This is a genomic window from Actinomadura geliboluensis, from assembly GCF_043197915.1.
GTDB classification, from domain to species: Bacteria; Actinomycetota; Actinomycetes; order Streptosporangiales; family Streptosporangiaceae; genus Spirillospora; species Spirillospora geliboluensis.
The window spans coordinates 163,299-181,721 of the sequence record NZ_JBICUA010000005.1 but is presented as its reverse complement, the minus strand read 5'-3'; the positions used below and the strand labels follow the sequence as shown (position 1 = coordinate 181,721).

At 72.2% G+C, this 18,423-nt stretch carries 14 protein-coding genes; 4 read left to right on the top strand and 10 right to left on the bottom strand.

Features of this window, described 5'->3' with window-relative positions:
- Nucleotides 1-210 precede the first annotated feature (210 nt).
- The 5 genes from ACGFI1_RS18355 to ACGFI1_RS18335 are packed head-to-tail and all read right to left on the bottom strand — an operon-like array spanning nucleotide 211 to nucleotide 6,008.
- On the bottom strand, nucleotides 211-1,317 hold the full coding sequence (locus ACGFI1_RS18355; RefSeq protein ID WP_392786524.1) for an acyl-CoA dehydrogenase family protein: 1,107 nt from the start codon (nucleotides 1,315-1,317) through the stop codon (nucleotides 211-213).
- Nucleotides 1,308-2,282 carry a VOC family protein gene (locus ACGFI1_RS18350; protein ID WP_392786522.1) on the bottom strand — a complete coding sequence of 325 codons (975 nt, stop codon included), beginning with the start codon at nucleotides 2,280-2,282 and terminating at the stop codon, nucleotides 1,308-1,310. Before ACGFI1_RS18350 ends, ACGFI1_RS18355 begins: the two co-directional genes overlap by 10 nt.
- Before the next feature lie 50 nt (nucleotides 2,283-2,332).
- Nucleotides 2,333-3,091, bottom strand: a complete 759-nt coding sequence (locus tag ACGFI1_RS18345; RefSeq protein ID WP_386870337.1) for an enoyl-CoA hydratase/isomerase family protein — start codon at nucleotides 3,089-3,091, stop codon at nucleotides 2,333-2,335.
- Between the two features lie 44 nt (nucleotides 3,092-3,135).
- A complete protein-coding gene (locus ACGFI1_RS18340; protein WP_392786520.1) occupies nucleotides 3,136-4,368 on the bottom strand; it encodes an acyl-CoA dehydrogenase family protein in 1,233 nt (410 codons plus the stop codon).
- On the bottom strand, nucleotides 4,365-6,008 hold the full coding sequence (locus tag ACGFI1_RS18335) for an AMP-binding protein (RefSeq protein ID WP_392786519.1): 1,644 nt from the start codon (nucleotides 6,006-6,008) through the stop codon (nucleotides 4,365-4,367). The genes ACGFI1_RS18340 and ACGFI1_RS18335 overlap by 4 nt, the downstream gene beginning before the upstream one ends.
- 502 nt (nucleotides 6,009-6,510) lie before the next feature.
- On the opposite strand from ACGFI1_RS18335, the gene ACGFI1_RS18330 reads away from it, so the two are divergent.
- On the top strand, nucleotides 6,511-8,409 hold the full coding sequence (locus tag ACGFI1_RS18330; protein ID WP_392786517.1) for a bifunctional metallophosphatase/5'-nucleotidase: 1,899 nt from the start codon (nucleotides 6,511-6,513) through the stop codon (nucleotides 8,407-8,409).
- A gap of 155 nt (nucleotides 8,410-8,564) precedes the next feature.
- Here the strand turns inward: ACGFI1_RS18330 and ACGFI1_RS18325 are convergent, their stop codons facing one another.
- On the bottom strand, nucleotides 8,565-10,073 hold the full coding sequence (locus tag ACGFI1_RS18325; protein WP_138639727.1) for an MFS transporter: 1,509 nt from the start codon (nucleotides 10,071-10,073) through the stop codon (nucleotides 8,565-8,567).
- A gap of 196 nt (nucleotides 10,074-10,269) precedes the next feature.
- Here ACGFI1_RS18325 and ACGFI1_RS18320 point away from each other — a divergent pair, with 196 nt between their 5' ends.
- Entirely contained in the window at nucleotides 10,270-11,169 is a 900-nt protein-coding gene (locus ACGFI1_RS18320; protein WP_138639728.1) for an RNA polymerase sigma-70 factor, read from the top strand.
- A gap of 93 nt (nucleotides 11,170-11,262) precedes the next feature.
- Nucleotides 11,263-12,702, top strand: coding sequence for a pyridoxal phosphate-dependent decarboxylase family protein (locus ACGFI1_RS18315; protein ID WP_392786514.1), 1,440 nt, complete (start codon nucleotides 11,263-11,265; stop codon nucleotides 12,700-12,702).
- Between the two features lie 22 nt (nucleotides 12,703-12,724).
- Here the strand turns inward: ACGFI1_RS18315 and ACGFI1_RS18310 are convergent, their stop codons facing one another.
- The 4 genes from ACGFI1_RS18310 to ACGFI1_RS18295 form a co-directional block, all read right to left on the bottom strand.
- Entirely contained in the window at nucleotides 12,725-12,895 is a 171-nt protein-coding gene (locus tag ACGFI1_RS18310) for a hypothetical protein (RefSeq protein ID WP_176194508.1), read from the bottom strand.
- Between the two features lie 43 nt (nucleotides 12,896-12,938).
- Nucleotides 12,939-15,365 carry an ABC transporter permease gene (locus ACGFI1_RS18305; RefSeq protein ID WP_392786512.1) on the bottom strand — a complete coding sequence of 809 codons (2,427 nt, stop codon included), beginning with the start codon at nucleotides 15,363-15,365 and terminating at the stop codon, nucleotides 12,939-12,941.
- A complete protein-coding gene (locus tag ACGFI1_RS18300; RefSeq protein WP_138639732.1) occupies nucleotides 15,362-16,093 on the bottom strand; it encodes an ABC transporter ATP-binding protein in 732 nt (243 codons plus the stop codon). The genes ACGFI1_RS18305 and ACGFI1_RS18300 overlap by 4 nt, the downstream gene beginning before the upstream one ends.
- Nucleotides 16,094-16,228: 135 nt before the next feature.
- On the bottom strand, nucleotides 16,229-17,044 hold the full coding sequence (locus ACGFI1_RS18295; RefSeq protein ID WP_392786510.1) for an SAM-dependent methyltransferase: 816 nt from the start codon (nucleotides 17,042-17,044) through the stop codon (nucleotides 16,229-16,231).
- Between the two features lie 135 nt (nucleotides 17,045-17,179).
- On the opposite strand from ACGFI1_RS18295, the gene ACGFI1_RS18290 reads away from it, so the two are divergent.
- Nucleotides 17,180-18,361: a cytochrome P450 gene (locus tag ACGFI1_RS18290; RefSeq protein WP_392786508.1), complete on the top strand. Its 1,182-nt coding sequence runs from the start codon at nucleotides 17,180-17,182 to the stop codon at nucleotides 18,359-18,361.
- Nucleotides 18,362-18,423 lie beyond the last annotated feature (62 nt).

Sequence of the window (18,423 nt, the reverse complement as noted above, 5' to 3'; positions counted from 1 at the left end):
CCGAGCCACCCTAATACCGGCAGAAAAAGGACCTAAGCCACGCACACGCCCCGAGCGACCCAACCAGAGCGCAACCAACTAGACGTGAAGCCAAACGAATAGATCAGCCACCGAGAGCACACCAGAACGTCCACCAGTAGAGCGCACGCAAGAGCAAAGACCCGCACAGAGAAAGCCCGGCCGGAAGCAGATCCGGCCGGGCTTCTCACATCAGTCGAGGCGCAGGTCTGCGGCCAGACTCTCGTAATGCAGGTCAGCATCACCGAACGCCAGCGACGCCGACATTGCATGCTCGGAGAACAAGTGCAGATCATGTTCATGCGTGAAGCCGATGGCCCCATGCACCTGATGACCGAGCCCGCACACCCGTTCGTATGCCTCGCTCACCCACGCCTTCGCCATCGCCACTTCCTGCGCGGCCTCCCAGTTCGCCAACAGCCGCCAGATGGCTTCATACGCGATGAACCGCGACCCCAGCACGTCGATCGCCATGTTCGCGCAGTGGTGCTGGACGGCCTGGAACGACCCGATGGCCTGCCCGAACTGCTCCCGTTCCGTCGCGTACTGCACCGTCATGTCCAGGACGTGTTGCGCCGCGCCCACCATTTCCGCGCACGTCGCGGCCGCCCCGAACAACGAGACGGCCTCCGCCGCGCCGGCCCCCGCCGCGCCGGTCCCCGCTGCGTCGGCCCCGAGAACGTCCAAAGCGCGAACGCCGTCCAACTCCACGTGGCACGGACGGTCGGCGCCGATCGTCTCCACCGGGTGCAGCGTGACGTCCGAGGCGTCCACCCAGAAGGCATGCGGCTCATCGTCGAGCCGCGCCACCACCAGGATGTTCTCAGCGGACGCCGCGTACGGCACGAACATCGCCGTCCCGCTGACCACGAAGGCGTCGCCGTCCCGCACCGCAGTGGGCCCGTCCCCCGGACGGTCCCACGGCAAGGGTGCAGCAGTGACGACCCGGCCGTCCGCGATGGCGCGCAGCCAGCGCTCCTTCTGCTCCGGCGTCCCGAACCGGGCAACGGGCATCCCGCAGCAGGCGACCGAGACCAGCAATGGGCTCGGGACCTGCGCGTACCCAAGTTGCTCGAACAGCAGGCACACGTCCAGGAAGTCGCCGCCGACGCCGCCGTGCTCCTCGGGGAAGGCGAGGCCCGTCCAGCCGAGCTCCACCATCTCCTTCCACAGCGCGGCCGAGTAGCCGGCGGGGTCGCCGTCCATCGCCCGCGCCCCGGCGGTCTCGGCGCGGGACGTCAGGACCTCGCGGGCGGTGGAGGCGATCAGCTCCTGGTCCTCGGTCAGGCTCAGGTCCATGGCGGCGGCACCTTGTCCGAGCGGACCCACACCCCGGGCCGCTCCTCCCAGAACAGCTGGACGAGGACGCCGCCGGTGTGCTTCGGGTGGATGAACGTGTGCTTCCAGGCCGCCCCGTCGGTGACGCCGTCCTCGTCGTCGAAGGTGGGCGTGCCGTGGTGCTCGCAGGCGGCCATCGCCTTGTCCCAGTCGTCCACCTCGAAGGTGACGTGGTGGGCGCCGGGGCCGCCCTTCGCGAGGAACCGCTCGATGAACGAGTCCTCCCCGCGCGGCATGATGACCTCCCAGCAGATGGCCGAGCCGGGGATGTTCAGGACGAGGTCGGCCATGTCGGGGTGCTCGTCGTCCGGCGTCCGCCACACCTGCACGAACCCGGCCAGCTCGCGGTACCAGCGGGCCAGCGCGTCACGGTCGTGGAACGCCTGGCAGATGTGGTCGAGCGCCACGACGCCGAGCGACGGCCCTTCCGAAGACCCCGCCCCCGGAGACGCCGCCCCCGAAGCTCCCGCCCCTTCGACCACCTCCGCGTCGGACGAGTCGCCGCACATGTCGAGGCTGCCCGGCCCGCGAAGCCGCCACAGAACGCCCGTCCCCTGCTCGGGCGGGCTCAGCGACGCCTCCAGCCACCGCCCGCGCGCCCCGTCCGTCGGTTTGATGCCGCGTACTTCGAGCTCCGCCCGGACGGCTTCGAGGTCGGGGACCTCGGCGCCGACATGGTGCAGCCCGGGACGCCCGCCGTGCTCGTCCAGCCATGTCCGCAAGGACGAACCGTCGCCGGACGGCGCGACGACCTCCCATGCCTGCCCCCGGCTCCCGGGGATCTCCAGCCGCGCGCCGCGCACGCCCTCGCCCGGGTTGTCCCAGCTCCGGACGCGCCGGAACCCGAACAGCCCCTCCAGCAGCCCCACCTGCGCGTCGAGGTCGGGCGTCACCTGCGCGACATGATCGATGCGATAGATCTGCACTGGCCCTCCTAGCCCTGCCTAGCCGAAACCCTTCCCCAGCACAGCCCGGCTCAGCTCGGGTGCGGCTCGATCCAGTCGTAGCCGTACGTGACGAGTTCCTTGACGAGACGCAGGTTGTAGCGGTTCATCGCGGCGATGCGCTCGGCCAGCTCGCCGATCCGCTTGTCGAACTCGTCCGCCGGGTACACGTCGTTGACCAGGCCCAGCTGGAGCGCGCGGTCGGCGTCGATGCGGGCGCCGGTGAACAGCAGCTCCTTGGCGCGGGCCTTGCCGATCCGGTCCGGGAGCCGCTTCACGCCGCCCCATCCGGGCGCGGACCCGCCGAACTCAGGCTGGTCGGGGTCGCCGTCCTCGGTCATCTTCGGCCGGTACGGCGGGCGCGCCGACAGCGTGATCTCGACGAGGCCCATCTTCGCGTCGCTGGAGGCGATGATGAAGTCGGCCGCGAGCGCCAGTTCCAGGCCGCCGCCGACCGCGTACCCGTGCACGGCCGCGATCACGGGCACCGACAGCCGCTCCATCATCGCGAACGTCTTCTCGCCGAGCCGCCCCTGCTCGATCCGCTCGCGCGGGGTCAGCTTCTCCGACCAGGCCAGGTCCATCCCGGCGCAGAACGCGCGCTCGCCGGCGCCGCGCAGCACCACCACGCAGACGTCCTCGTCGTCGTCGACGCTCCGGAAGATGTCGCGCAGCTCCGTCATGGTGGTGGGCGTCAGCGCGTTGAGCTTGTCCGGCCGGTTCAGCGTCAGCCAGGCGACGCGTTCCTCGATCCGCAGGTCGACGGTCTCGTAGTCGTTCTCGTCGGGCATATCGGTGGATCTCCTCCCGGGTGGGGTGGATAGATGGGTGAATGTCAGCTGCGGGGCAGGTTCAGGCCCCGGGTGGCGATGACGTTGCGCTGGATCTCGGTGGTGCCGCCGAGGAAGGTGGACGCCACCGAGTCGCGGCACATGTGCGTGAAGACGGCGTCGAGTGGGGCGTCCTCACGGCCCCACAGCGCGGCCGAACGTCCGAACGCGCGCGCGCCGGTGCGGGCCAGACGCTGGTGCAGCTCGGCCCCGAACAGCTGGTTGATGGACGCCTCGAAGTCGGGTTCGTCGCCCGCCGCCTGCCGCGACACGGTGTAGCGGGCCAGGTTGTACAGGACGCGGATCTCCGTCCGCCGCCGCGCGATCTCCTGCCGCAGCGCCGGCGTCGTGCGGGCGAACCGGCGCCCTTCCGGCGACCGCAGGTAGGCGACCAGGTCCTCCAGGGCCTGCTCGTACTTGATGGTGGCGCCGATCCCGGCGCGCTCGAAGCCGAGCGCGCTCATCGCCACGTACCAGCCGCGGTTCTCCTCGCCGACCCGGTTCGCGACCGGCACCCGCACACCCTCGAAGAAGATCTCGCAGAACGGCGCCGCGCCCCGGATATCGGTGATGGGACGGACGGTCACCCCGGGCGCGTCCGCCTCGATGAGCAGGAATGTGATGCCCCGGTGTGGTTTCTCCGCGTCCGGGTCAGTTCGGACGAGCACGAACAACCAGTCGGCGTACTGGCCGAGGGACGTCCACACCTTCTGGCCGTCCACGACATACACGTCCCCATCGCGGACGGCGCGCGTCCGCAGCGAGGCCAGGTCGGAGCCCGATCCCGGTTCGGAGAAGCCCTGCGCCCATGTCGCCTCGCCCGACGCGATCGCGGGCAGATGCCGCGCCTTCTGCTCCTCCGTGCCGTGCACCAGCAGCGTCGGCCCGAGGAGGAACGCGCCGATGCCGTTCACCGTCGGCACCCGCGCCCGCATCATCTCCTCGTGCAGGACGAACTCCTCCAGCGGCGACAGCCCGGCTCCGCCGTACTCGGCCGGCCAGTGCGGCGCGATCCAGCCGCGCTCCGCCAGCGCCGCCGCCCACGCCCGCGCGCCCTCGCGCCGCCCCGGATCGTCCGACACCCGGTCGACGGGCCAGTTGTAGCCCGCGACGTCCTCGGGTTCGAGGCTCTGCTCCTCGTCCCCGGCCGGACGGTACGACGCGGGGAACCGCTCCTCGATGAACGTCCGCACCTCCGCGCGGAACGCGGCCTGCTCCGGCGTGTCCTCCCAGTTCACCGGCCACCCACCTCCCCGACCCCGGCGCCGCCGGCCGCCCGGCCGCCCGCCGCCCGCCCCGCCGACTCCCGGTCCCAGGTCGTCTCGGTGATGCCCGATTCGCCCTGAGCGCGCAGCTTGTACTTGGCGACCTTGTCGGTGGGCGTGCGCGGCAGGGCGTCCACGAACTCGACGTAGCGGGGCACCATCGAGCGCGGCAGCCGCTCCTCGCAGTAGGCGACCAGCTCCTCCGGGTCGAGCCCGGTATCGGGTTGCACCACGATCGACACCTTGATGTCCTCGTCCTCCAGTTCCGAGGGCACGCCGATCGCGGCGCACTCCAGGACGGCCGGGTGCTGGTTGATCTCCGTCTCCAGGTCGAAGGCCGAGATGTTCTCCCCGCGCCGGCGGATGGCGTCCTTCATCCGGTCGAGGAAGTAGAAGTACCCGTCCTCATCGCGCCATACCCGGTCACCGGTGTGGAACCACATGTTCCTGAAGCAGTGGGTGGTCGCCTCCCAGTTGCCGTAGTAGCCGGTCGTCAGGACGAACGGCTGCTTCGGCCGCAGCACCAGCTCGCCGGGCTCACCGGGCCCGACCTCGCGGTCCTGCTCGTCCACCACGGCGACGTGGAACCGCTCCTCGTGCGCCTGCCCGCACGACCCGACCCGCCACTCCCCGTACGGGCTGCCGGTCGCGATGCCCGCCTCGGTGCTGGTGTAGGTCTCCACCGACCGGACGCCGAACCGCTCCCGCATCGGCTCGTCGAGGTTCGACTTGCCCATGTAGAACGTCTCCAGCCGGTGGTCGCGGTCCCGCGACGTCGGCGGCCGGTTCAGCAGGATCGGGATCATCGAGAACACGCTCATGCAGACCTGCGCGTCGAAGCGGCGCACGTCGTCCCAGAACCGGGACGCGCTGAACCGCTCGACGATCGCGATGGAGCCGCCGCCGAGCAGGGCCGACAGCATGCCGTCCCAGAGTGCCGCCGCGTGGAACAGCGGCAGCGGGCAGTAGACCGTCTTGCCCCACCGGTCGAGGAAGTCGAGTGAGTCGTACGCGCAGGTCAGCGCCAGCGCGTGCGGAACCATCGCGCCTTTGGACGGCCCGGTGGTCCCGGACGTGTACATGATCGCCTGAAGGTCGCCGAAGCCGACCTTCACGTCCACGGTGCCGCCCTCGTCGTGCAGGGAGCCCAGGTCGCGGGCGGGCTTGCCGAGCCGGTCGAGCAGCACGCCCGCCGCGGCGGCGTCGCGGACGAGGACCCCGCCGAGCTTCGGCAGCCGCTCGGCGATGTCCGGAATGCGCTCGGCGTACGGGCCGTCGATGATGAGCCAGCCGGAGTCGGAGCTGTCCAGGACGTGCCGGAGCAGTTCGTGCTTGTAGGCGATGTTGATCGGCACGGCGACCGCGCCCAGCCGCGCCAGCGCGAACACGATGTGGACGAAGTCGGCGCAGTTGGGCAGCATCACGCCCACGTGGTCGCCGCGCCGGATCCCGGCGCCGGACAGGGACCGGGCGAGCCGGTCGGCGGCGGCGTCGACCTCGCCGTAGGTGACCTCCCCGTCCCGGAACTTCAGGAACGGCCGTCTTCGATGTACCTGCGCCTGTGACCGGAGTACGTCCCCGAGGACGAAGCTCTCCAGCGTCTCCTTGCGCATCCGGACCCTCCGCTGTCGCTGCGTTGGCGTAGTGCCTGCGTTGGCGTGCGTGCGTTGGCGTGCGTGCGTGCGTCGTCGGTGGCTGGGCGGCTGATGTGGCTGGTGGCGGCTGGCTGGCGGGCGGTCGCACGGCGGCGGACGGGCGGCGGCCGCGAAATCGGCCGGCGACTTCACACAACCGGACAACGTCCTAAATAGAGGAACACGAATCCTCATACCCGGCAACAGTGACGAAACAGCAAGAAACTGGTTTTAGAGTGATCTACTGGGACATTGGACTTCTTCTGTGACCCAGACCACACCGGCGCCGCCCCCAGCCTCCGTTCCCCCCTCAGAGCCCTCTCAGAGCTCCCTCAGAGCCCCCTCTGATCCCCCTGAGAAGCGCCCGGCTTGTCGTTGAGTGCCAACGAATGTCCCCCAGGATCGGAAGATCTCACCGAACGCGGAGCCGAGTGACGGGCCTATCGTTCTGCCGTCCCCCTGCGGAAGGAACGGGTGCGCCATGGAGAATCCACAGCCGCGCTGGTGCTCGTGCCGGGTACCGGACGACGCGAACCCCGACCATGGCCACGGCCACGACACCGCCCGGGGCGTCACCCGCAGGCAGGTCCTCGGCGGGCTGACGGCCGCGAGCGCCCTCACCCTCGCGGGCTGGCCCGGCACCGCCTCCGCCTCCGACACCGCCTCCGGCACCGCCTCCGCCGCCACGGAGAGCACCCGCCACGGCAAGTCCGTCACGATCACCGTGATGGGCACGTCCGACATCCACAGCCACGCGGTCAACTGGGACTACTACAAGGACGCCGAGTACAGCGACCGCGACGGCAACGTGGTCGGCCTGGCCCGCGTCTCCAGCCTGGTCAACGAGATCCGCGCCGCCCGGGGACGCGACCGCACCCTGCTGTTCGACGCGGGCGACACCATCCAGGGCACCCCGCTCGGCTTCTACTACGCCACCGTCGAGCCGATCACCGAGACCGGCCGGACGCACCCGATCGCCGACCAGATGAACGCCATCGGCTACGACGCTGTGGCCCTCGGCAACCACGAGTTCAACTACGGCATCCCGTTCCTGGACGCGTGGATCCGCCAGATGGACGCCCCGGTCCTCGCCGCCAACGCCGTCCGGGCGGGCACCCGCCGCCCCGCCTACCGCCCGTACATGATCAAGAAGATGCACGTCCGGGGGTACCCGCCGATCCGCGTCGGCCTGCTCGGCCTGACGAACCCCGGCATCGCGATCTGGGACAAGGCGAACGTCTCCGGCAAGCTCGACTTCCTCGACCTTGTCGAGACGGCCCACCGCTGGGTGCCGGTCATCCGCGCGCAGGGGGCCGACGTCGTGATCGTCAGCGCCCACTCGGGCGACAGCGGCACCTCGTCCTACGGCGACGCGCTGCCCGTCGAGAACGCGTCCGCCCTGGTGGCCGAGCAGGTCCCCGGCATCGACGCCATCCTGTTCGGGCACGCGCACCTGGAGATCCCGGAGCGCTTCGTCACGAACACGACCACCGGCGAGACCGTCGTGATGAGCGAGCCGAAGTGCTGGGGCGAGCGCCTGTCGGTCTTCGACCTGACCCTGCGCCACGAGCGCGGCCGCTGGAAGGTCACCGGCAAGTCGGCGACGGCGGTGAACACGAACACCGTCCTGGAGGACCCGGCGCTCGTCACCCTGGTCAAGAAGCAGCACGACGCGGTCGTGGCGTACGTGAACAAGGAGGTGGCGACCTCCACCGAGGAGATGTCGGCGGCGGAGTCCTGCTGGAAGGACACCGCGATCCTCGACTACGTCCACCTCGTCCAGACGGCGAAGGTGAAGGACGCCCTGGCCGGCTCGGAGCACGCGTCGCTCCCCGTGGTGTCGATCGCGGCGCCCTTCAGCCGCGCCGCCACGTTCCCCGCCGGGAAGGTCACCATCCGGGACATCGCGGGCCTCTACATCTACGACAACACCCTCATGGCGAGCGTCCTCACCGGCGCCCAGATCAAGGACTACCTGGAGTACTCCGCGCAGTACTTCAAGCAGGTCGCGGCGAACGCCCCCGTCGAGCCGGCCTCGTGGACGAACGCCAACAGCCGTCCCGACTACAACTACGACCAGTTCTCCGGCGTCACCTACGACGTCGACATCGCCAAGCCGGAGGGCTCCCGCATCACCGGCCTCACCTACGACGGCACAGCCGTCACCCCTGACCAGCGGTTCGTGGTCGCGGTTAACAACTACCGCCAGTCGGGCGGCGGCGGCTTCCCGCACATCACCGCCGCCGAGGTCGTCTACAACGCCCAGGTGGCGATCCGCGAGGCGATCGTCGAGTACGCCTCCGCCGCCGGGACCATCGACCCAGCGGCGTTCCACACCGAGAACTGGCGCCTGACCAGGGACGGCACGCCGGTCTTCTAGCCATGCCGGTCTTCCAGCCATGCCGGTCTTCCAGCCATGCCGGTCTTCCAGCCTCGCCGGTCTTCTAATTCCGCCCGTCCCCCACGAGCCAAGGCGGTGCGCCGCCGCAACGTCGCGGCGGCGCAGGCCCCCCATCGACCAGGCGCACCCCGGGGTCAGGTGTGCGCGGGCAGCGGCTCGACGCCCTCGGCGCCGTCCGCCGGGGTGGCGGTGGCGGCCGGTGCCTTCCCTCCCGGACGCGGGGTGTTCATCAGGAGCGCGACGATCAGCGCGCCGCCGATGAGGATGCCCGCCGCCCAGAGGCCGGCCGCCGCGAAGCCCTCCACCAGGGCCAGCTTGGCGACGGCGGGGCTCGGGCCGTGCTCGGCCAGGTAGTCGGCGGTCGCGGTGGTGGCGATGGTGTTGAGCAGCGCGATGCCGATCGAGCTGCCGACCTGCTGCGCGGTGTTGACGCTCGCCGACGCCACGCCCGCGTCGCCCTGGTCGACGCCGTGGGTGGCGTAGTTCATGGCCACCGGCATGATCATGCCGGCGCCGAAGCCGAACACGAGCTGGGAGACGAGCACACCGGACGCGTAGGACGTCCCGGGGTCCAGCCGCATCAGCCACAGCATGCCGACGGCGCCGAGGAGCATGCCGGGGACGATCAGCGTCCGCGGCGCGACCTTGGGCAGCAGCCGCGAGGCGAGCCCGCCCGCCGACGCCAGCACCGCCGCGGTCATCGGGAGGAAGGCCACGCCCGTCCTGATCGGCGAGTACCCCTTCACGACCTGCAGGTAGTAGGTCATGAACAGGAACGCGGCGAACATGCCGGCGCCGGCGACGGCCACGGCCAGGTAGGCGGCGCCCCGGGTGCGGTCGGCGACCACGCGCAGCGGCAGCAGCGGCCGCGCCACCAGGGCCTCGACGACCGCGAACGCGGCGAGCAGCACGGCGCCGGCGACCAGCAGGCCGATGATCGTCGCCGAGCCCCAGCCGTCCGACTCGGCGCGGCCCGTGGCGTACACGATCGCGACCAGGCCGCCGGTCACCAGCAGCACGCCGGGGACGTCGAACCGCGCCCTGCCCTCGCTCCGCGACTCGGACAGCATCACGTACCCGCCGACCGCGGCGGCCAGGGCGATCGGGATGTTGATGTACAGGCACCAGCGCCAGTCCAGGTAGTCGGTCAGCGCCCCGCCGGCCAGCAGCCCGAACGCGCCGCCCGCGCCGGCGATCCCGCCCCAGATGCCGAACGCCTTGGCGCGCTCCTTCGGCTCGGTGAACATCACCGTCAGCAGCGACAGCGCTGTCGGCCCGAGCAGCGCGCCGAAGGCGCCCTGAAGGGCACGGGCGACCAGCAGCATCTCGAAGTTGCCCGCCGCCCCGCCGAGCGCGGACGCGGCCGTGAACCCGAACAGGGCGATCAGGAACGCCCGCTTGCGTCCGGTGTAGTCCGCGATGCGGCCGCCGAGCAGCAGCAGCCCGCCGAACGCCAGCGTGTAGGCGGTGATGATCCACTGCCGGTCGCCGTCGGAGATCCCGAGGTCCCGCTGGATGGACGGCAGCGCGATGTTCACCACGGTGGCGTCCAGCATGAGCATGAGCTGGGCCAGCCCGATGAAGACCAGCGCCCCCCAGCGGCGCGGGAAGGCCGCCGGGAGCGGCGCCTTCGTGTTTGCCATGGCTTCCTCACTCGTCTGCGTCGCGCGCCGCGCGGATCGTCGCGCGGCGTCCTGACGACCACGAGATGTCGGTGGGCGGCCCGCTGTGACAGCCCGGCCGTGTGACGTGTCCCACGGGACGCCGATGTCACAAAATGGCGGGGACGGGCGTCTCGTGCGTATAGCTCTGTTGGAGACAGGCAGGTGGGAGCCAGAGATGACCGAGCGGACCGAGCGGATCGACCCGGCCACAGAGGCGTTCGTCGCCCATCGGAACCTGCTGTTCACCGTCGCCTACGAGATGCTCGGCTCGGCCGTCGACGCCGAGGACGTCCTGCAGGAGACCTGGCTGCGGTGGGCGGGCGTCGACCTCGCCACCGTCCGGGACAAGCGCGCCTACCTCGTGCGGATCACCACCCGCCAGGCGCTGTCCCGGCTGCGCGTGCTCGGCCGCCGCAAGGAGAACTACGTCGGCTCGTGGCTGCCCGAGCCGCTGCTGACCACGCCCGACGTCGCCGAGGACGTCGAACTCGCCGACAACGTCTCGATGGCGATGCTGCTGGTCCTGGAGACGCTGACGCCGACCGAGCGCGCGGTGTTCGTGCTGCGCGAGGTGTTCGACCTGCCGTACGACGAGATCGCCGAAGCCGTCGGCAAGACCTCGGCGGCGGTCCGGCAGATCGCCCACCGGGCGCGCTCGCACGTCGCGGCGCGCCGCCCGCGCGACGCCGTGTCGGTGGGCGAGACGCAGGCGGCGCTCAACGCCTTCCAGCGCGCGGTCGAGACCGGCGACCTGCAGCACCTGTTCGACATCCTCGCGCCGGACGTCGTCGTGCTGAGCGACGGCGGCGGCATCCGCCGGACCGTGCCGCGGCCCGTCGTGGGGTCCGACAAGGTGAGCCGCCTGCTCGGCCTCGGCCTGAGGCGGCTCCACGCCGAGGCGTCGTTCGTGCCGGTCCAGGTCAACGGCCTGCCGGGGCTCGTCATCCGGCTGGACGGGCAGACCGACACCGTCATGACGATCCGGGTCGAGAAGGGCCTCATCAAGGGGTTCTACTTCGTGCGCAACCCCGAGAAGCTGTCGCGCCTGGAGCAGGAGACCACCCTGAGCCGCTGAGCGTGGGCAGGCCAGGCACCCTGTCACTTATTCAGCGGTAATGGTCCTTGCTGCCACTTTGCCTGGTCGCCACCCAGGCGCGAAGGTCGGGTCATGCATGGATTTCCTCTGGGACGCGCCTCCCTCGCCCCTTCCCGCGCGGACGCCGAGGCGATGTGGCGGCACGTCGTGGACCTTCTGGAAGACGAGCGCGAGCAGGTCGCCGAGCGGGAGGTGAGCGCGCCGGTCGGCGACCGGGACCTGAAGGCGCTCAGGGACGCGATCGGCGCGTACGACTTCGGCCGTCCGGCGCCCGCCGAGGGCGTGGTCGAGGACGTGGCCCGGATGCTGCGGGCGGCCACCGTCCACACGACCCACCCGCGCTACTTCGGCCTGTTCAACCCGACGCCGGCGCTGATGGGCGTCGTCGGGGAGACGCTCGCCGCCGCGTTCAACCCGCAGCTCGCCGCCTGGTCGCACGCGCCCGCGGCCGTCGAGATCGAGGCGCACCTGCTGCGCTTCCTGGGCGGACGGCTCGGCTACCCGCCCGCGGCGGTGGCCGGGTCGTTCACCAGCGGCGGCGCCGAGGCGAACATGACCGCCGTGCTGCTGGCGCTCACGCGGACCTGGCCCCGCTACGGCGAGGAGGGGCTGCGGGCGCTGCCGGGCCGTCCGGTGATGTACGCGTCGGCGGAGAGCCACCTCGCCTGGCTCAAGATCGCGCACGCGGCGGGCCTCGGGCGGGACGCCGTCCGGCTCGTCCCGGTCGGGCCGGACCTGCGCATGGACACCGGCGCCCTCGCCGACCGGGTGGCCGCCGACCGGGCGGACGGCGACCTGCCGTTCCTCGTCGTCGCGACCGCCGGGACCACGGCCGCCGGGGTCGTCGACCCGCTGCACGACCTCGCCGACCTGTGCCGCGACCTGGGCCTGCGGCTCCACGCCGACGCCGCGTACGGGGGCGCGGCGGCGCTGTCGGACCGGCTGCGGCCCGCCCTGGCGGGCATCGAGCGCGCCGACTCGATCACGGTGGACGCGCACAAGTGGCTGAGCGTCCCGATGGGCGCCGGGGCCTTCCTGTGCACGGACGCGGAGGGCCTCGCGGAGACGTTCCGGGTCACCACGTCCTACATGCCGGCCGAGGTCCCCGGCACCGCGGACCCGTACACGTCCAGCCAGCAGTGGTCGCGCCGGTTCATGGGCCTCAAGCTGTTCCTCGGCCTCGCCGTCGCGGGCCGCGCCGGGTACGCCGAGCAGCTCGAACGCGACGCCGCCCTCGCGGACGCGCTCCGCCGCGGGCTCGCCGCGGCCGGCTGGGACATCGTCAACGACACCCCGCTGCCCGTCGTCTGCTTCGCCGACCCCGGCGCCGCGACGTGGGAGCACCACGAGGCGCTCGCCCGCCGGGTCGTCGAGGGCGGACGCGCGTGGATCAGCCCCGTGCGGCTGGCCGGGCGCGCCGCGCTGCGCGCCTGCGTGATCAGCCACCGCACCGCGCCCGCCGACGTCGACGAGCTCGTCCGGGCCGTCGGCGAGGCGCGCGCGGCGTCCTGACGCGGGCCCGCCCGCCGCGCGGTCAGGTGCGGCGGCGGCCCCGGACGAAGTAGTCGACGACCAGGGCGATGGCGCCGAGGCCGGTGACGGCGTTGACGGTGATCGACAGCCAGGTGTCGGCGAACGCGACGCTCACCACCACGTTGATCGCGAGGAGGACGGCGACGATGGTCCAGCGCAGGCTGTTGCCCATGGGAGTGCCTTTCAGGTTGGGGGGTCTACTCAGGGACGGGTCTTCAGTGGACGGACGGGGAGGTGCGGCGGCGCAGCATCGCCCGTGCCGGGAGGAGGATCGCGGCGGTGCCGGAGCCGGCGACGCCGAGGAGGACGGCCGCGCAGGCGGCCGGTGAGACGGCGGGCAGCGGCACGCCGGTGACCGCCGTCGCGAAGGCCATGAGGGTTACGGCCGCGATGGCGACGCCGATCGCGGTTCCGGTGCCGAGGATGATGGCGGCCTCCAGCCGCAGCATCCGCAGCACCTGCCGGCGGGTCGTGCCGACCAGGCGCAGCAGCCCGAACTCGCGGCGGCGCGCGGCGGTGGCGAGGGCGAGGGTGGTGACGAGCCCGATCGCGATGAACCCGCCGATCGCGGCGACGACGACCTGGTTGACGAAGCCCTGGAGCCGGATCTCCTCCGAGAGGGCCTCGTCGAAGGCGTCGCGGTCGATCGCCTGGACTCCGGTGTAGGCGGACGTGGCGGCGCCCAGGTCGGCCTTGCCGCGCACGAGGACGTGGTCGTCCAGCCCGGTGGACGTGTGGGCGGCGACCAGGTCGCGCGGCAGCAGGACGTCGCCGAAGCCGAGGTCGCGGTCGTAGACCGCGACGACGCGGGCGTCGATCCGGGTGCCGTCGCCCAGCCACAGCGGTGCGGTGGAGCCGACGCGCCGGCCGCCCGCCGCGTTGCGGCTGAGCGCGACGGTGGTGCCGCGCAGGTCGCGGAGGCGGCCGGAGGTGACCTTCGGGTCCATGGTGGCCTCGGCGTCCGCGCCGACGCCGCGCGCGGGCAGCGAGGTCAGCTCCTCGTCGCCCATCTCCTTGATCTTCATGACCACGGTGGTGCGGTTGACGGGGGTGGCGGCGGTGACGCCGGGGACGCGGCGGACGGCCTCGGCGGCGCCCGGTGGGAGGCCCGGCCCGGCCGAGACGACGACCTGGTCGGCGCGGCTCCCGGCCGCCGCCTGCTCGGTCGTCGCGTGGACGATCGTGGTCTGCGCGAACAGCTGGGTGCCGGCGAACGCGACGGCCAGCGCGACCGGCGTGATGACGGAGCCGGCGCGCAGCGCGGCGGCGGCGCTGCCGTGCCGGGCGAGGCGTCCGGTGACCGGGGCGAGCGCCTGGGCGATGCCGCCGAGGAGGCGGGCGCCGTGCCGGGCGAGCAGCGGCCCGAGGAACGCGGTCGCGACGATCAGCGACATCACCAGCCCGCCGACCGCGGCGACCGCCGCGGCGCCGGAGGTGGAGCCGGAGAAGCCGAGCGCGCCCAGGCCGATGATCAGGAAGACGACGCCGGTGCCGATCCGCCAGCCGGGCAGGTCGGCGGGCTCGACGGCCGCCTCGCCCAGCGCCTCGACGGGCCGGATCCGGGTGACCCTCAGGGACGCGAGGAGCGCCGTCACCACCGCCGCGAGCAGCGTGACGGCGACCGCGGCGAGGGCGGGCAGCGGGCTGAGCGCGGGGCCGAACCCGTCCGGCAGGACGTCCTTGCGCCCCATCGCGGTGAGCATCGCGGCGCCGAGGCCGAGCGACAGCGCGCCGCCGATCAGCGCGGCGGGCACCCCGGCGCGCAGCGTCTCCCGGACGAGCCGCCCCTGCACCTGCCACGGGGTCGCGCCGATCGCGCGGAGCATCGCGAACTCGCGGGCCCGCTCCCGTACCGACAGGACGATCAGCCCGCCCACGACGACCAGCGCGGTCATCACGGCGACGCCGGCGAACGAGGCGCCCATCTCCAGGATGTCGGGACGCGCGGCGGCCACGGCCGGGGACTCGACGTCGCCGCGCGCCTTCCCGGTGGAGACGGTGAGGCCGGGCGCGGCCTTCCGGAGGTCGTCCGTGTCGGGGTCCCCGAGGACGGCGAGCGCGTCGGCGTGTCCTGGATGCCCGTAGAGCGCCGTCGCCGTGGCCGGGGTGAAGAACGCAGCGGCGGGGCCGTCGCCCACGACGCCGGAGACCCGGTAGGGGCGCGGCGTGCCGTTGGTCTGCACCTTGACGGTCGTGCCGGGCGCGACTCCGGCGGAGCGGCTCAGCACGACCTCGTCGGCGGCCCGCGGGGCGCGTCCGGCGCTCAGCTCGTAGGGGCGGAGGGCCGCCGAGTCCCAGCCGTGGCCGGTCAGCGTCCGGCCCGAGGGCAGCAGGACGGGGAACGACACGTCCGCGACGACGGACCGCACGCCGGGCACGGCCCGCAGCCGGTCCGCGGCAGCCGCCGGGACCCGGGACGGCTCGGTCACCGGCCGGGTCGCCTTCGCCGGCGGGTCGCCGAGCTTCTTGATCGTGGTGGACACGCTGCGCGGCCCGGTGACGACCGCCGCGGCGGCTCCGTACCGCTCCACCGGGCCGTGCGCCCGCCACGCCGACTCGATCAGTACCCCGCAGGCGCCGACCAGCGCGGCGGCGAACAGCAGCGCCGCGAAGATCCCGGTGAACGCGCCCCTGTTCCTCACAGCGACTCCCAGCGGTTCATGATCGCGGCGGCGGACGGGTCGGCGACCTCGTCGACGATCCGGCCGCGGTCGAGGAACAGCACCGAGTCGGCCCACGCGGCCGCCATCGGGTCGTGCGTCACCAGCACCAGCGTCTGGCCGGTCTGGTCGACGGCCTCGCGCAGCAGCCGCATCACGTCGCGGGCGGTGCGCGGGTCGAGCGCGCCGGTCGGCTCGTCGGCGAACACGACCTCCGGGCGGGTGATCAGCGCGCGGGCGATGGCGGCGCGCTGCTGCTGCCCGCCGGACAGCTCCGACGGCCGGTGCGCCAGCCGGTCGGCGAGCCCGACCCGCCCGACGACCTCGCGCAGCCAGGCCGGGTCGGCGGCGGCGCCGGCGAGCCGGAGCGGCAGCGTGACGTTCTGCTCGACGTCCATGGACGGGATCAGGTTGAACGACTGGAACACGAACCCGATCCGCTCCCGGCGCAGCCGGGTCCGCTTGGTCTCGCTGAGCCGGCCGATGTCCGCGTCGCCGATCCGGACGGTGCCCTCGGTCGGGCGGTCGAGCCCGGACGCGCAGTGCAGGAACGTGCTCTTGCCCGAGCCGGACGGCCCCATCACCGCGGTGAACCCGCCGCGCGGGAACGTCCACGTGACGCCGTCCAGTGCCCGGACCGAGCCGTAGGTCTTGGTGACCGACTCCAGTCCCACGGCCCGCGCGGTCGCCTCGGCCGTCATCGTCGTCATGATCCCCTCCGGGTGAAATCCCCCTCTGACCTTGACGAATCTAGGTTCGAGAGGGCACCCGGCACATGGGCCCGCGCTCCCGAATCGATGGTGTAGCGGGCTACACCATCGAGTGCGGGAAGGAGCGTTCCAGAGTCAGGGAACGCGCGCGACGGCGCAGAGCATCGAGACGTCCTCGATGCGGGGACGGTCCGCCGGGGGGACGTCCGAGCGCCACTCGACGACGGAGCCGACGCCGGGCGGGAGCACTTCCAGCCCGTCGAAGAAGCGAGCGAACTCGTCCCGGCTGCGGAGCCGGAACGGGACGCCGCTGCGCTCGTTCGCCACCTCGTTCTCCGCGTACTCCTCGGCGGTGAGGTGGTCGCCGGTCGCGTGCGTCATCACGAGGTGGCTGCCGGACGGGAGCACCGACAGCAGCCGCGAGACGATCCCGTACGGGTCGTGGTCGTCGGTGACGAAGTGCATGGTCGCGACCAGCATCAGCGCCATCGGGCGCGTCATGTCCAGGGTGCCGGCGAGGGCGGGGCTCGCGAGGATCGCCTCCGGGTCGCGCAGGTCGGCCTCGATGTAGGCGGTCCGGCCCGTGGGGGCGCTGTTCAGCAGCGCGCGGGCGTGGACGAGCACCACCGGGTCGTTGTCGACGTACACGATGCGGGACGTCGGCTCGATCGACTGCGCGATCTCGTGCACGTTCCCCGCCGACGGCAGCCCGGTGCCGATGTCGAAGAACTGGTGGATTCCCGCCTCCCCGGCCAGGTAGGTCACCACCCGCTTCAAGAACGCGCGGTTCTCCACGGCGGCCAGCCGGACGGTCGGAAAAGCGGAGGCGACCACCTCCGCGGACTCCCGGTCGACCGCGAAATTGTCCTTGCCGCCGAGCCAGTAGTTGTACCGCCGGGAGGGGTGCGCCTTCGTCGGGTCGATCCCCGCCGGAACCCGCTCATCACCCAACGCAGCCCTCGATTCGGTGTTCCGCCGCGCCGGCGCGGCGGACGGGCAGATCGCAGTCTCCCATTGTGCAGGTCGCGGCGGGAAACCGCACCGCCAGGGCCCCCGAAACGGCGCGCGTTGTGCCATGGTTGCGAGGTGGATCTCTTCTACAGTCCGTTCGACTTCGCCATTCAGGACGACCCCTACCCGGTGTATTCGGAACTGCGCGAGAAGTCACCGGTCTACCGGAACGACAATGACGACTTCTGGGCGCTGTCCCGGCATGCCGACGTCGTCGCCGCGCTGAAGGACTCGGCCCGTTTCTCCAGCCGGAACGGACTGCGGATCGAACCGGCCTTCTGGGGCCCGGACGCGGAGAAGTTCTTCTCCTTCGTCGCGATGGACCCGCCCAAGCACACCCGGATGCGCGGGCTCGTCTCCCGGGCGTTCACCGCGAAGCGCGTCCAGGCGCTGGAGCCGCGGATCCGCGAGATCGCGCGGGAGTGCGCGGCGCCGCTGCTGGACGGCGCCGAGTTCGACCTGATGCGCGATTTCGCCGGCCGGTTCCCCACCGATGTGATCTCCGAGCTGGTGGGCGTCCCGGAGGCCGACCGCGGCATGGTCCGCGACCTCGGGATGGCCGTGATGTACCGGGACGAGGCGGGCACCGACATGCCGCCGGAGGCGCTCCAGGCCATCGGTACGCTCGTCGGCTACTACACCGAGCTGACGATCGAGCGGTCCAAGGAGCGGCGGGACGACCTGCTGTCCGGCCTGATCGACGCGGCCGAGGACGAGGACAGACTCACCCCCGAAGAGATCGTCGGTGTGCTGATCCTGCTCGTCGGCGCCGGCATCGAGACGACGATGCTGACGCTCGGCAACGCCTGGCACGCCGCCTGGCTGCACCCGGAGCAGCGCGCGAAGGCGTTCGGCGGGCGCATCGCGGACTGGGTGGAGGAGACGCTCCGCTGGGACCCGCCGTCGCAGGCGCTCGCCCGCACCACCACCGAGGACGTCGAACTGCACGGCGTGACGATCCCGGCGGACTCCCGCGTCCTGCTGCTCGCCGGCGCCGCCAACCACGACCCCGCCGTGTTCACCGACCCGGAGCGGTTCGACCTGGACCGCGACACCGGCCAGTCCCTCGCGTTCGGGAACGGCCGCCACCACTGCCTCGGCATGAACCTCGGCCGGATGGAGGCGCGGCTCGCGCTCGGCGAGATCACCGGCACGGTCGCCGACTTCGAGATCGACATCGACCGGGCGGTGCGGGTCCGCTCGTCCAACGACCGCGGCTTCGCCTCGCTGCCGACCCGCGTCACCGCCCGCCGCTGACGCTCGCCGACCGCACCATCGGCGGCCGGTCCGGCCGCCGATGGACGCCTTCGCCCGCCGGC

Coding starts and splice junctions, on each gene's coding strand:
- ACGFI1_RS18355 (WP_392786524.1), bottom strand. CDS start 1,317: ATGGACCTGAGCCTGACCGAGGACCAGGAGCTGATCGCCTCCACCGCC.
- ACGFI1_RS18345 (WP_386870337.1), bottom strand. CDS start 3,091: ATGCCCGACGAGAACGACTACGAGACCGTCGACCTGCGGATCGAGGAA.
- ACGFI1_RS18335 (WP_392786519.1), bottom strand. CDS start 6,008: ATGCGCAAGGAGACGCTGGAGAGCTTCGTCCTCGGGGACGTACTCCGG.
- ACGFI1_RS18330 (WP_392786517.1), top strand. CDS start 6,511: ATGGAGAATCCACAGCCGCGCTGGTGCTCGTGCCGGGTACCGGACGAC.
- ACGFI1_RS18325 (WP_138639727.1), bottom strand. CDS start 10,073: ATGGCAAACACGAAGGCGCCGCTCCCGGCGGCCTTCCCGCGCCGCTGG.
- ACGFI1_RS18320 (WP_138639728.1), top strand. CDS start 10,270: ATGACCGAGCGGACCGAGCGGATCGACCCGGCCACAGAGGCGTTCGTC.
- ACGFI1_RS18315 (WP_392786514.1), top strand. CDS start 11,263: ATGCATGGATTTCCTCTGGGACGCGCCTCCCTCGCCCCTTCCCGCGCG.
- ACGFI1_RS18310 (WP_176194508.1), bottom strand. CDS start 12,895: ATGGGCAACAGCCTGCGCTGGACCATCGTCGCCGTCCTCCTCGCGATC.
- ACGFI1_RS18300 (WP_138639732.1), bottom strand. CDS start 16,093: ATGACGACGATGACGGCCGAGGCGACCGCGCGGGCCGTGGGACTGGAG.